This window comes from Blautia hominis, from assembly GCA_002270465.1.
Taxonomy (GTDB): domain Bacteria; phylum Bacillota; class Clostridia; order Lachnospirales; family Lachnospiraceae; genus Blautia; species Blautia hominis.
Genome location: NQOF01000005.1, coordinates 1 through 13,854 on the forward strand (window position 1 = coordinate 1; position 13,854 = coordinate 13,854).

A 13,854-nucleotide genomic window follows, 5' to 3' on the forward strand; every position below is an offset into this window, starting at 1 on the left:
CTTCTCTGACAGGATTACCATTAACATCTTATTTTCTCGGAAATGAAGATATAAATAAAATGCTAAGTCATAGGTTCTAACCTATGGCTTAGCACTATTTTTTTACCTCAACTTCAAAAGACAGGTATTATACCACACTAAATCGCAATTGTGAACATTTTTAACAATTTTTTTTCAACTTTACTTTAGTTTTTGTGACATTTTACCTGCCCATAACCATTTCTATAACTAGGGGTTTCATTTTGTACTTTTTTTAGGTATAATAAACACAAACAGTGCCCCATTGACACTGCCCCATATAATAATAAAGAAGAGAAAGGAAGCACAACCTTATGTATCAGATAGATTTTAATAAGCCGCTGCACATTCATTTCATCGGTATCGGCGGCATCAGCATGAGCGGTCTGGCTGAAATCCTTTTAAAAGAAAATTTCCCCATATCAGGTTCAGACTCCAGAAAGTCCGAACTGACCGCCCATCTGGAGAGCCTTGGTGCCGTTGTCCGCATTGGCCAGCGCGCTTCCAATATTACAGATGACATTGAACTGGTGGTCTACACCGCAGCCATCCACGAAGATAATCCGGAATTTGCATGTGCCCGCCAAAAGGGGCTCCCCATGCTCACAAGAGCAGAGCTTCTGGGACAGATCATGAAAAACTATGAAGTACCGGTAGCTGTAGCAGGTACACACGGTAAGACCACCACCACCTCCATGATCTCACATATTCTGCTGGAAGCTGATGCTGACCCTACCATCTCTGTAGGCGGTATTCTGCCTGCCATCCACGGCAATATCCGTGTGGGCCGGTCAGAGACTTTTGTCACAGAGGCCTGTGAGTACACCAACAGTTTTCTGAGCTTTTTCCCCAAGATCAGCATTATCCTGAATATTGATGCGGACCATCTGGATTTCTTCAAAGACCTGGATGATATCCGCCATTCCTTCAAACTGTTTGCAGAGAAACTGCCCGCAGACGGGACCTTGATCATCAGCAGCGATATCCCCGCCTATGAGGAGATCACCGAAGGTCTTTCCTGCGCAGTGATCACCTGCGGGCTGGAACATGAGGCTGATTATATGGCTAAGAATATTACCTTTGACGAATTCGCCCACGCATCCTTTGACTGCGTAAAGGGCAATGAGGTACTTGGCCGCTTCTCCCTGTCTGTTCCGGGAACCCACAATGTTGCCAATGCCTTGTCCGCCATTGCCCTGGGGGAAAAACTGGGCCTTTCCATGGAGCACATCCAAAAAGGTCTTCTGCACTTCGGCGGTACAGACCGTAGGTTCCAGTACAAGGGTAAGGTAGCCGGCGTGACTATCATAGACGACTATGCCCATCATCCCACAGAGATCGCCGCAACCCTGCAGACTGCCAAAAATTATCCACACAAAACCACCTGGTGTGTCTTCCAGCCACATACTTATACCAGGACAAAAGCCCTGCTGAATGAATTCGCAGAGGCACTGACCCTGGCCGACAAGGTAGTGCTGGCTGACATCTACGCAGCCCGCGAGACCGACAACCTGGGGATATCCTCCCGAAATCTGCGTGATCTGGTTGCCTCTCTTGGTACAGATGCGTATTATTTTTCCACATTTGATGAGATAGAAGAATTTTTATTAAAAAATTGTATCCACGATGATTTGTTGATAACTATGGGGGCCGGAGATGTGTATAAAATCGGCGAAAACCTGCTAGGAATGTAAAGTTATCCACATTATCCACATGCTTATACACATTTACTCCCCTATAAGCATGTGGATTTTTTTGGGTATAAGCCAGTTAACATAATAATGTAACATAATTTGCTGTAAACCTTTAAAATCCCCATGTTTTCGACATTTTTCGGTTGCTAATAAAAATACTCCACTTTTTTATCCACATTATCCACATTCCCCACAAAATTTTCAACATGCCCGCACAAAGGCCTCTGCTAAAAAATGCTTATTCTCTTTTCAAAAGTTATATGTTATACTTACAAAAGACGGGGAAACACTTGCTTGGGCGGACCTTTTTGACATGTCTGTGCCTGGCGTACACGAAAAGATGTTTTCCTGTTTGTTGTGTCGGAATCTTTTCGGCTCACAATATTTTTGAATTTCAAACACGCTCTGGAATAGAAAAGGATGTTAGACATGGGACAGTTCATCATACACAATGATTTTCCCGGAGACTTTACGTTTGTCTCCAACTATTTTCTGGATACTTATATGCCGCAGGCCAACGGAGAGTTTGTCAAAATATATCTCTGGCTTCTGCGCAGCGCTTCCGTATCCGGCGCCGCTCTGGAGCTGTCATCGATTGCCGATATCTTTAACTGTACGGAAAATGATGTGCTCCGCGCATTGAAATACTGGAAAAACACAGGCGTCCTTGATGTAACCTTTGACGGACGCGGTAATTTAAAAGAACTCCGGCTGCGTTCCCTCACAGGCGGAGCAAAAGTTGTGCCGCCAAAGACATCTCAGGCACCATCCGCCAAAACACTGGCTGAAACGGTACCTGAGGCTGCCGCCTCCAGGGAAAAAAGCCAGACTTCCGAACCCAAGACCCTGTCACCCGACAAAGTAAAAGAACTGTCCGGCAGGGATGACGTGATCGAACTTCTGTTTATTGCGGAACAATATCTGGGAAAAACCCTGACTCCCACGGAGATCAACAAGCTCCTCTTTTTTTACGAAGAGCTTCATTTCTCAAAGGATCTGATGGAATATTTAATCGAATACTGCGTATCCAAAGGTAGCCGCAGTATCCGTTATATTGAAAAAGTGGCGCTTGCCTGGGCGGAGGAGAATATCACCACCGTAAAGCAGGCAAAACAGGAGACCAATACATATAACAAAAATTTCTTTGCTATCCTCAAGGCCTTCGGCATCAAAAACCGGAACCCTGTGGATGAAGAGATCCGTTATATGAATCTCTGGCTGAACGAGTACGCCTTCACACTGGATATCATATCCGCTGCCTGCAGCCGTACTGTCATTGCCACCGGCCAGCCCAATTTCGCCTATGCGGACTCTATTCTGCATAATTGGCAGAAAAAGGGTGTCAAACACCTGTCTGACATAGACAAGCTGGATGAAGACCGCAGGCAGCAGAAAGCAGCCAAGGCGGAAAACAGCGCTGCCCGTCCAAAACCGGCACCTTCCAAGAACAAATTCAACAACTTCCACCAACGCACCTACAATGTGGATGAACTGGAAAAACAATTACTGAAATAATGGAAACCACCCTTTGCAGATTTTCCTTCGGCCCAATTTTTGTAACAGTTCAGCTTGTGTGAACTGTTACAAATTTTTGCCTGAATGCCGAATGTTCTCTTACGGTCGCGCAGCAATTGCGCAGACCTGCTGCTTAGTTACCATAAGGAGGTCACTGTGTCGCTGAACAATTTCCAATACGACGCGCTGATGCGCGCATACAACGAGAAACAACTGAATCATAAGCATGAGCAGGATGAACACATCCGACAGGCTTATGAGATGATTCCGCGTCTCCAGGAAATCGACGGAGAGATTGCGTCCCTGAGCCTGAAAAAGGCAAGGGCCCTGCTGCTCCCCTCACCTAAGGATGACTTTGACCTCTCTGCCGCCATTGGGGAGCTTTCCGAAGAACGGACTGCGCTTCTGCAGATCCACGGCTTTACGCCTGACTATCTGGAACTGAAGTATGACTGCCCGTTCTGTAAGGATACCGGCTATGTAGATAACCAAAAATGTTCCTGTTTTAAGAAGGCCGCGGTAGATTTGCTGTATACACAGTCCAATATCAGGGAAATACTTGAAACAGAGAACTTTGAAAACTTTTCCTTTGAGTATTATCCACAGGATATCACAAACCCTGCCACCGGCCTCAGCGCACTGGAGACGGCCCAGGACGCAGTGGACAAGGCCTGGGATTTTATTGACCATTTCGGTGAGCATCCATGCGGCCTGTTTTTCTACGGCGACACAGGTGTGGGAAAGACCTACCTCTCCCATTGTATTGCCAAGGAACTCATTGACAGGGCGTATTTCGTGCTGTATTTTTCATCCTTTGATCTCTTTGACCTGCTGGCAAAGAACACCTTCCAGAAGGATGCAGCCGCCTCTGATGTAGCCGGGTTTATCTATGACTGTGACCTGCTCATCATTGACGATCTGGGAACTGAGCTTACCAACAATTTTGTGGCAAGCCAGCTTTTCTGCTGTATCAATGAACGTATTATGAACCATAAATCTACTATTATTTCCACCAACCTTGCCATGGAAGACTTTCTGGAGACGTATTCCGAGCGTATCTTCTCCAGGATCTCCAGCAATTATACCATGCTGAAGCTGATCGGAAATGATATAAGGATCCAAAAAAAACTTTTAGGAGGAAAGTAAAACATGTCACCAAAAGATGCAACTCCATTAGATTCCCTTCCCGTAGGCCGCCTTGGGATCATTCCACTGAAAAGCTGTGAAAAGCTGGGTTCCAGGGTTGATGACTACATTGTAAAATGGCGCAGGGACCGTGAACATCAGGAGAAAAACAACCTGGAGTTTGAAGGCTATGAGCGGGACTCCTATCTGGTCAAAGCACAGACCCCCCGCTTCGGTACTGGAGAGGCAAAGGGCATTCTGGGTGAGTCCGTACGCGGCGATGATATCTATGTCATGGTGGATGTGTGTAACCACAGCCTCACCTATTCCCTCTGCGGACACCCGAACCACATGTCACCAGATGACCATTTCCAGGATCTCAAACGCATCATTGCTGCCATCGGCGGGAAGGCCAGACGTATCAATGTCATTATGCCGTTCCTCTATGAGAGCCGTCAGCACAAGCGCTCCGGCAGAGAATCCCTGGACTGCGCCATTGCCCTGCAGGAGTTAGTGAACATGGGTGTGGACAATATCATCACCTTTGATGCCCACGACCCCCGTGTGCAGAATTCCATCCCTCTCCAAGGCTTTGAGACGGTACAGCCGTCTTACCAGTTCATCAAAGGACTTTTCAAGGCTGAACCTGACCTTGAGATAACCAGTGACAACACTATGGTGATCAGCCCCGATGCAGGCGGTACGGGACGGGCCATTTACCTGGCTAACGTACTGGGCGTGGATATGGGTATGTTCTACAAACGCCGTGATTACTCCACCATCATTGACGGCCGCAATCCCATCGTTGCACATGAATTTCTGGGCACGGATGTGGCAGGCAAGAATATGATCATTATTGATGACATGATCTCCTCCGGCGACAGCATGCTGGAAGTTGCCGCACTTTTAAAGAGCAAGGGGGCCGGTAAGATCTTCATGTGCTCCACCTTTGGTCTCTTCACCAACGGAATGGAAAAATTCGACAAAGCCTTTGAGAGAGGCGAATTCGACAGACTGCTCACCACCAACTTAGTATACCAGCCTGACGAGCTTCTCTGCAAAGAATATTATGTAAACTGCGATATGAGCAAATATATCGCGCTTCTCATTGATACGCTCAACCACGATGCCTCTATCAGCAAACTGCTGAATCCAGTGGAGAGGATCAATAAACTGATGGTAAAACATAAAAAACAGCTTGAAAATAAAGAGTAAGTGAAAACAGGGATGAGAACCCCAAGACGCGGTCCTCATCCCTGTTTTAATTTTTTCATCCTTTGACTGCTCCAACGATCAAACTTTTCTGCACCTCTTTTGATAGTAAAATATATAGAAAAATTGTTGGAAATGTGGCTAACACAAGGGCTGCCCCTATAGGCCCCCACTTGGTATTGTACTGTCCTGCCAGTGTCTGGATGCCTGCTGTCAATGTCTTAAACTCCGTGGAGTTCACAAAAGTAGTGGCAAACATTAATTCATTCCATGTATTCATAAAGGTAAATATGCTGGCTGTAGCAACCGCAGGCTTCATAAGAGGAAAAATGATCTTCACAACCATCTGGTAAATATTACACCCGTCAATACAGGCTGATTCCTCCAATTCCCCGGGTATTCCGGATATAAATCCCGAAAAGATCAAGATGGTCATCGGAACGGCAAATGCCGTATAAGGCAGGATCAGGGAAACATAACCCCCCAGAAGATGAAGGTTCTTTAGCATGAGCATGACCGGAAGCAGCGCAGCGTGCATGGGGATCATAAGTCCCAGCATAAGCACCGCATATACGGTTTTGCTCATTTTCCATCTCATCCTGTTCAGCGCATAGGAGGCAAATAAAGAAACCGCACTGGTTATCAGTATACTGGCGCCGACAACGATCACGCTGTTAAGGAAAAAGCGTCCAATATTGGCCCCCACAATCGCCACCTGATAATTTTCCCATATGAAGGCCTTGGGCAGGCCTATGACATTTGCCCCAAAGATCTCCTCATTGCTTTTCAGGGAAAAGGCAAACAGCCAGTAAAGAGGAAAAAGCTGTATAAATGCCCATACGATCAGCAGGACCTGTATCAGCGGTTTGCTTTGTCTTGTCTTTTTCACCATTTATTCCTCCTCTGTCCTGAAAAACTTTTGTACCCCTATATACAGAAGGAAACATATCAGTACGATAATGACCGCCATTGCACTTCCGTAGCCGTACTGGTTGCGTTTGAATATGGTCCACACCATCAATGTTGTGGGCACTTCACTTGCATGGGCAGGCCCCCCTTCCGTGAGAACGTAGACCAGATCAAAGGTTTTAAAGGAGCCAACCAAAGAGAAGATAACACAGGTCTTGATCATGGGCTTAACCAGCGGTATGGTCACACATAGGGCAGTCTTGATCCTGGAAGCGCCGTCAATCTTAGCGGCATCGAAGATGTCCGCGGAAACAGACTTTATGGAGGAATAGAACAGCAGCATATAATACCCGATATACTGCCATATGATAGGTACAATGACTGCCCCCAGGACGGTTTTCTTATCTCCCAGCCAGGCCCTAGTAAGCCCATCCAGACCAATGCCCCTTAAAAAGGTATTCAGCAGTCCATAGTCCGGGTGGTATATCTTCCCCCAAAGCTGTCCGATGGCCACACCGGAAATGATAACGGGAATAAAGAAAATAGTTATGTACGCCCGCTCCCCTTTTATCCCCCCTGACAGCAGCAGAGCGAACGCCATACCGGCAGGAAGCTGGATCAGCAGTGACAAAACTGCGATCACCAGACTGTTGCGCAGTGCCAGCAAAAATTTATCGCTCTGGTCTGTAAACAGCCTCACATAATTGGAAAGTCCCACAAACTCCTGCTTTCCCATACCATCCCACTCCAAAAGGCTGTAATACCCTGAAAGGAACACAGGTGCTGCCACGATCAGCAGAAACAGTATCACCACAGGCAGCATAAACAAGAAAATAGCCTGTTTATTCTTCAGCAACCGGTTCATAACACCCCTCCATTCGATTAATTCAGGGTATCCATCTTCTCACAGAATTCCCCGGCGGTGATATCTCCCATGGACAGATCGATCAGCGCATAGAGATAATCCTGGGCCGCACTGCCTTCAAAGAAAGTATCCCACCACGCAATATACCCGGCTGCATTCTGCGCATCATCGGCAATGGACTTAAACAGGGGGTCTATTTTACTTTCATCCACCTGGTCTTTTACATCCCATACCGGCATATCAAGGCTTGCCTGGTAGGATTTCAAAGACATTTTATAGGAAATCTTCTGCAGCACTTCAAATGCTTTTTCAGGGTGTTTCGTCTCTTTGTTGATGACAAAACCGTCAGATGCGCCTCCCACATACTCGTTCACAGTACCTTTCCCGTCCTCCATAACAGGAAACGGTATGGTGATCACATCATCCTTTACGGTTGAGGATTCCCCGTTGATAAAGCCGCAGGACCAGGAACCGTTATAAAACATGGCTGCTTTGCCCAGTGTAAAATCCGCAAGTGCCTCGTCATTGCTGATGGCCACTGCGTTTTCCGTAAATGCCCCTGCCTTTGCCATCTCCTCAAATTTGTTAGCAGCATTTTCAAAATCAGGATCTGTGAAGGTGCTCTCACCGGAAAGGATCTTGGTTACATTCTCAATTCCGCATGCACGCACACCCATCATATCAAATACCTTGCCGATAGCCCATCTGTCTTTTGCCCCCAGAGCGATCGGCGTAACACCGTTTTCCCTCAGTGTTTTACAGCCTTCTAACAATTCCGCATACGTTGTTGGGATTTCCACGTTATTCTCTTCCATTATCTTTTTGTTTATAAACAGATGACAGGTAGACATTTTTGTGGGTAGACCATAAAGCTTATCCTCAAAAGTAAAATAGTCAAGAACACCCGGAAGGAGCTGTCCTTTGATATCATCTGTCATATACTCATCAATCTGAAGTACCTTATCTGCTTCCACAAAGGGTTTGGTAAAACCACCGCCCCAGGTGCCGTAAATATCCGGCGCTTCGTTGGCTGCCACGGCTGCCTTTATCTTTGTCTTATATGCCTCATTTTCCGCATAGTCAAGCTGGATCTCCAGGGAGGGATCCTCCTCCATGATCTCCTTAACGGACTCCTGAAAGGCTACTGCTGACTTGTCATCCGGATTTGTTCCGTAAAGTGACCAGATCGTAAGCTGGATCTTCTCATCACCTTCCGGCTTATCCTGAGTCTCCTTCTGGCTGCCGGCAGACTTAGTGCTTTCCTCTTCTTTCGCACTGCTGCCCCCACCGCATCCTGCGGCTGTAAGCGCTAACGCTGCGGCTGTGGTGAAGCATAATACCTTTTTCCATCTTCTCTTCATCTTCCTTACCTCTCTCGTCTCATTTTTTAACCGGCCGGTCTTTATGTTATTATCCTATCATCTGCCCTCCAAAATGTAGAGAGAGAAAATTTACCGGAATAAGGAAAATAGTTACTATATAGATTCCTGATAATCCCGCACGGAAACCCCTGTGACCTTCCTGAAACACTTGGAGAAATAATTGGCATCCGGTATGCCCACCAACTCCGCGATTTCATAAATCTTATAATGTCCCTGCCTCAAAAGTTCAATTGCCCGGTCAATCCTGATACGCATTAAATAATTGGAAAAATTGGCTCCTGTCTCCTGCTTGAACAGACGGCAGAGAAAGCTTGAGTTTACATAATATTTTTTTGCCATTCCAGCCAGGGTTATTTCACTGTCACTGTAATTCTCCTCCAGATCCCTGCATACCTGGCTGATCACATGGTTTTCCGGCAGTTCTCTTCTGTTTTTGCATCCTGCTATAATGTACCCGGTAAAGTTGAGAAGATAGGTCCGCATCTCCTCCTTCTCCTCCATCCGGATCACGTACTTAAACGGCACACTGTTTGTCTTAAAAAACTGTGACACATCAAAGCCGAAATCACAGATCAGGCGCATTAACCGGGTAATACAGTTAACGGTATCCATTCTCGCCGCATTGATCTCCAGGGTTGAGTTCCCCTGATAGCAGGCAAACATCCTGTTAATATGAGTATATGCCTGCTCCTCTTTCCCGGCTTTCACTGCTCTGCATATCTCCTCCATACATTCATCTACTTTTTCCTGATACTCCTGCTGTGCTTTCAGAAGATTTCTCTTCTCCAGAATACTGTCTCTTACCTTACATACACTCTGTCTTAGAGCATCTCTTCTGACAGGCTTCACAATATAATCCGCTACGCCCATGCGGATGCCCTCTCTGGCATACTCAAATATCTCGTACGCTGTCAGCATAATGATCTTAATATCCGGAAATTCTTCGGCCACACGGCGGGACAGCTCCAGCCCATCCATAAAGGGCATTTTAATATCTGTTATAAGGATATCCGCTCCATTTTCCCCCAGTAGATCCAGTGCCTCCTGTCCACTCTCTGCCTCCTGCACGATCTCGCATCCCATTTGATCCCAGTCCAGGCATATTTTCAGTAAACTCCGGGTGTTCTCTTCGTCATCTACTATCATAACTCTAATCTTTTGCTCACTCATTTTACTTCCTCCTGGTCCTCCCTGCATAAGCGCAGCGGCAGCTTAAAGGTGATACGGGTCCCCATTCCCCTGGTACTTATTATTTCACAGCAGTCCTCATAAGCGTAATAGATACGGATTCTCTCCATTGTACCGCAGAGGCCAAAGCTATTCCTCTGCCTCTCCCGGGAATATAATCCTTCTACATTCTCCGGCTCCATCCCCACACCGGTATCCTCCACACGCAGAAACATTTCCTCTTCCATTCGGTAAACGCTGATACGGATGCTTCCTTTTATCCCTCCCGGTCTGATTCCATGGTAAAGGGAATTCTCCACAATAGGCTGCAGGATCAGCTTCAGTACCTTTTTCTTTCCAAGCTCCGGTTCAATCTCAGCTCTGTAATCAAAAATATCCCCGTATCTCAACTTCTGTAATTCCAGATAATCGGTCACAATCTTTATTTCCTCCTCCACAGTGACAACTGTGGAACCATGGCTTAAACTGCCGTGATAATAACTGCCCAGATTTTCAATGGCAGTGTATGCCCGCTCCTTATCGCCGGATAGGACAAGGTAACCGATGGTATCCAGCGTGTTATACAAGAAATGTGGTTTTATCTGCTCATACAGCACATTCAGCTCATAGGTCCTCTTATCTTTCTCGGTCTGTATGCCCCGTTTTATCAGGCAGTCTATTTCCTCTATCATCTCATTATAATTATCTTTCAGGATTCCGATCTCATCCTTCCCTGTATCCAGTTCCACCTTCTTGAGACTTCCCCTCTTTACTTTATTCATTGACTTTATCAATTTTTGAACCGGACGGGTGATGGAGCGTGATATGATAAAAGAGGCAGCTATGAAAATAACAGAACAGAACACACCCATGATCAGAATGGTGGACTTGGCGGTCTTACTCTCTGCCTCCACATTTTTCAGCGAGGCCGTGTTCACGATCTTCCATCCGTATTTGTCCATATTTACACCGGAAAAAACATATTCTCCATCCCCGTTTTTCTCTAATACGGAACATATTTTCCTGCTCTCCTTAAAGTCAAGAATCTCTCCCGGCACCTCTGTCCGCTCTGTATTTGATATGATGATATGGTTGTCTGCGTCTAAGATCAGGAATGGGATATTATCATACGGTTTCGTTTGGGCACCTAAAAACTGGCGTTCCAGAATATCCAGCACCAGCACGCCAATCGGTCTCTGCGTCTCAATATCATTTATGATCCTGACAAGAGATATCACGGATTCCCCCGGATATTCATTATAGTAATAAATATTGGGTATGAGCTTAAATCCGCCCTTTTGCTTTTCAACTTCATGGAACCAGTCCTGACTGAAGATATCTGTCCCTTCCAATGTATTTTTCTTATTGTTGTTGATCCCGTATTTATTATGATAGCGATCATAAATGGTGATGGACTTGGCAACCGGATAGATGTCCATATATGTCATGATCTGCGAAAACACTTCTTTTGACTGTACTGTATAATTTTTGTCCACGGATTTTAAAAAGTTCTGTACAGATGAATTGGCAATGATCATCCTGGAGATATTATTCAGGCTGCTGATCGTATTCTCAATGGAAGACTCCTGCACGGTAAGTACCTGCTCCGAATACTCCCGCACTTTGTCCTTGGTAATATTCAGCGTGTAATCATTATACAGCCAGAAAGAAAACATGATAAATACCGCGAGAACTATAAAGTATATCAGCAGTATCTTAAAATTTAATTTTAAATCCCTGTATGAAAACCGTCGCTCTGCCTCGTTCATTCCGGATCCCCCCTCCGTAATTACAGCCCTGTACCGGTACCCCCGGATTTTTTTAGTAACAATAAAACAGCGTTTGGTGAAGCCTGTAAAAATCACCTCTTGCAAAAGGATGACTCCACACTGAGCAACACAAAACGCTGTTTACCTGTTATTGTTCAATTAAAAAGGCCTCGTACCCGCTGGAATAGTCAATCATAATCTCTGTATAGCCATTCTCATAATGAAAATCTGCCTTTTCACACAAGGGCAGCCTCACAACGGCGGCGGGGCTGTACCCTGTCCTGATTCTGATGGATTTATCCTTCACCATATATTTCTCTTCTATGGTATCTAACATTTTCGCTTTCCCGCTCACCACGTAATTCAGCATATGAAGAATATAATTCTGCCCCTGGCGCCTGAGGTTCAATTCTGTAAGGGCCGGCAGGTCTGTTTCTATCAAAGGTTCTTTCAGAAGACGCCGGATACATCCTGCAGTCAAATCCCTATATACCGTATATCCGCTGTCCGTGTACATCCTGAATACCGGAAATGCCATATAGATCCCTGCCTCCGTTTCCAAAATGGCCGGTTCCCCCCGGCTCTCCCTTTTTGGCGGGGTCTGCCTGTGTGAACAAAAGTGTTCATATGTACGGGAAAAATACGGATCTACTATCTCTGCCAGCACGTTTCCACTACCGGACACCTGTTCCCCCGCTTCGTATAAGACATGGTCCGTCTTAGGTACTTCCGGGAAGGTCCGGCTGTCCCTCATCCTCAGGTACCGCACATCATATGGACTTTTTCCCTCATGGACCAAATCCATCCCGGGAAGTATGGACTTTCCATCCTTCAGTCCCGATGTTCCGGATACCAGGATTTTCCCGCCCTGATCTAGGAACGCTCCAATCTTTTCCGCATACGCCTGGTCCGGTTCTGCATGGTCAGGAAGGATCAAAAGTCTGTAATCTGCAAGGGAATCCTCCTGATTCACAAAGTCAAAGGGATGGTGCAGTTCTGATAGTACACGGTATACCCCCTCCTCGGTCATCCCTCCGGAGGATGGGTCGCAAGCCCCTGCCCTGCTTGGGATCAGCACGGCGATCTCCCTTACCTTTTCGGTCCGGTACAGCCACGGTTCCATATGCTCTATCTGTTCAAAGATTCTTCCGATCCGTTCATATACCACTTGATCCAGCTTCCCGCAGGGATGCATCTGGTCGCCCACACACACGCGTGCCCCGTTTGCAATGGCCCGGAAGCATTCATATTCCAGGGCATTTTCATGCCGGAGAGAGCCAAAATCTCCCCATGCAGTGTGGAACTTTCCGTTCATCATACAGATATCTTTCTTATATTTGTTCAGATAATTGGCTGCAACGTGAAAATGTGTATATCCCCACTGTTCACTGGGAAGAGATTCTATGTCCAGGAAGTCAAAATATTTTCTTTTTTCAATGGAAGAACACTGTGGATCAGAGCCGTCATCCAGCTCATAAGGAAAGGCGTTAAAGTACACTTCCAGATCCTCATCCAGCGCTTTTAAATACTTGTAAAATGTCCGGCAGAAACGTGTCTCCGATATCTTGTCGAAACGGCGCACATCCTCCGGTCTTTCCGGATCAAGCCCCAGAATCTTCATGTCTTCCGAACAGGTCCCGCACACACATCCCTTTCCCTGTACAATGTCAATCCAGAAGCCGTCGGGATGGTATCTGTCATAGACCTCTTTCATTTCTGCTTTTAAGATTTCCTGGTAATCTTTGTTATTATAACAGATGCATTTCCAGGAATAGTAAGAATTGTCAAAAGGCTTTTTATTTCCCCAAATCCCTTCCGCATTCACCATAAGCCATTCCGGGTGGCGTTTTGCCCAATCCTCATTCCATGATACACAGGTGTAGGCCACCGGCCGGATCTTGTTCTCCCGGCACACCTGCACCTGGGCACCGAATAGATCAAAGGTAAGCTCAGGATGCATTTTGCCCACTGCCGTGGGGTAATAATACATTCCATGATGGCACTTTGTAAACAGATTGATGGAATTAACATGGGCTTTTTTTAATGTATCTGCAAATTCCTCTGCATCAAACTCTGCCCCGATATCCCCGATCAGCGGGGATGTGTGGAAATCAAGATGTATCTGCCGAAAGGGGATTCCTTTTTTCTCCATGCATTTCTCCTTTACGTTCATTAACTTTCGGTATCTTGTCTTGATT

The 13,854-nt window shown here is 46.1% G+C and carries 10 protein-coding genes; 4 read left to right on the top strand and 6 right to left on the bottom strand.

Annotated features, from left to right (window positions below):
- Positions 1 to 332 precede the first annotated feature (332 nt).
- From murC to CI595_RS16565, 4 genes are all read left to right on the top strand, one after another.
- Positions 333 to 1,712 carry a UDP-N-acetylmuramate--L-alanine ligase gene (gene murC / locus CI595_RS16550; RefSeq protein WP_095174755.1) on the top strand — a complete coding sequence of 460 codons (1,380 nt, stop codon included), beginning with the start codon at positions 333 to 335 and terminating at the stop codon, positions 1,710 to 1,712.
- A gap of 429 nt (positions 1,713 to 2,141) precedes the next feature.
- On the top strand, positions 2,142 to 3,227 hold the full coding sequence (locus CI595_RS16555; protein WP_095174756.1) for a DnaD domain protein: 1,086 nt from the start codon (positions 2,142 to 2,144) through the stop codon (positions 3,225 to 3,227).
- Positions 3,228 to 3,383: 156 nt separating this feature from the next.
- Complete coding sequence (locus CI595_RS16560) at positions 3,384 to 4,373, top strand: ATP-binding protein (protein WP_095174757.1); 990 nt, start codon at positions 3,384 to 3,386, stop codon at positions 4,371 to 4,373.
- A gap of 3 nt (positions 4,374 to 4,376) precedes the next feature.
- Positions 4,377 to 5,567: a ribose-phosphate pyrophosphokinase gene (locus tag CI595_RS16565; protein ID WP_095174758.1), complete on the top strand. Its 1,191-nt coding sequence runs from the start codon at positions 4,377 to 4,379 to the stop codon at positions 5,565 to 5,567.
- Positions 5,568 to 5,622: 55 nt separating this feature from the next.
- Here CI595_RS16565 and CI595_RS16570 read toward each other — a convergent pair whose 3' ends face one another.
- The 6 genes from CI595_RS16570 to CI595_RS16595 form a co-directional block, all read right to left on the bottom strand.
- Positions 5,623 to 6,456, bottom strand: coding sequence for a carbohydrate ABC transporter permease (locus CI595_RS16570; protein WP_095174759.1), 834 nt, complete (start codon positions 6,454 to 6,456; stop codon positions 5,623 to 5,625).
- Positions 6,457 to 7,338, bottom strand: a complete 882-nt coding sequence (locus CI595_RS16575) for a carbohydrate ABC transporter permease (RefSeq protein ID WP_095174760.1) — start codon at positions 7,336 to 7,338, stop codon at positions 6,457 to 6,459.
- Between the two features lie 17 nt (positions 7,339 to 7,355).
- Positions 7,356 to 8,699, bottom strand: coding sequence for an extracellular solute-binding protein (locus tag CI595_RS16580; RefSeq protein WP_095174761.1), 1,344 nt, complete (start codon positions 8,697 to 8,699; stop codon positions 7,356 to 7,358).
- 114 nt (positions 8,700 to 8,813) lie between these two features.
- Positions 8,814 to 9,890: a response regulator transcription factor gene (locus CI595_RS16585; protein ID WP_162291904.1), complete on the bottom strand. Its 1,077-nt coding sequence runs from the start codon at positions 9,888 to 9,890 to the stop codon at positions 8,814 to 8,816.
- Positions 9,887 to 11,656, bottom strand: a complete 1,770-nt coding sequence (locus tag CI595_RS16590; RefSeq protein WP_147737735.1) for a sensor histidine kinase — start codon at positions 11,654 to 11,656, stop codon at positions 9,887 to 9,889. Before CI595_RS16590 ends, CI595_RS16585 begins: the two co-directional genes overlap by 4 nt.
- 148 nt (positions 11,657 to 11,804) lie before the next feature.
- Positions 11,805 to 13,808: an alpha-amylase family protein gene (locus CI595_RS16595; RefSeq protein WP_162291905.1), complete on the bottom strand. Its 2,004-nt coding sequence runs from the start codon at positions 13,806 to 13,808 to the stop codon at positions 11,805 to 11,807.
- Between the last annotated feature and the right edge of the window lie 46 nt (positions 13,809 to 13,854).

Excerpts from the sequence above, each read along its gene's own strand:
- murC (WP_095174755.1), top strand. The coding sequence starts at position 333 with ATGTATCAGATAGATTTTAATAAGCCGCTGCACATTCATTTCATCGGT.
- CI595_RS16555 (WP_095174756.1), top strand. The coding sequence starts at position 2,142 with ATGGGACAGTTCATCATACACAATGATTTTCCCGGAGACTTTACGTTT.
- CI595_RS16565 (WP_095174758.1), top strand. The coding sequence starts at position 4,377 with ATGTCACCAAAAGATGCAACTCCATTAGATTCCCTTCCCGTAGGCCGC.
- CI595_RS16570 (WP_095174759.1), bottom strand. The coding sequence starts at position 6,456 with ATGGTGAAAAAGACAAGACAAAGCAAACCGCTGATACAGGTCCTGCTG.
- CI595_RS16575 (WP_095174760.1), bottom strand. The coding sequence starts at position 7,338 with ATGAACCGGTTGCTGAAGAATAAACAGGCTATTTTCTTGTTTATGCTG.
- CI595_RS16580 (WP_095174761.1), bottom strand. The coding sequence starts at position 8,699 with ATGAAGAGAAGATGGAAAAAGGTATTATGCTTCACCACAGCCGCAGCG.
- CI595_RS16585 (WP_162291904.1), bottom strand. The coding sequence starts at position 9,890 with ATGAGTGAGCAAAAGATTAGAGTTATGATAGTAGATGACGAAGAGAAC.
- CI595_RS16590 (WP_147737735.1), bottom strand. The coding sequence starts at position 11,656 with ATGAACGAGGCAGAGCGACGGTTTTCATACAGGGATTTAAAATTAAAT.
- CI595_RS16595 (WP_162291905.1), bottom strand. The coding sequence starts at position 13,808 with ATGGAGAAAAAAGGAATCCCCTTTCGGCAGATACATCTTGATTTCCAC.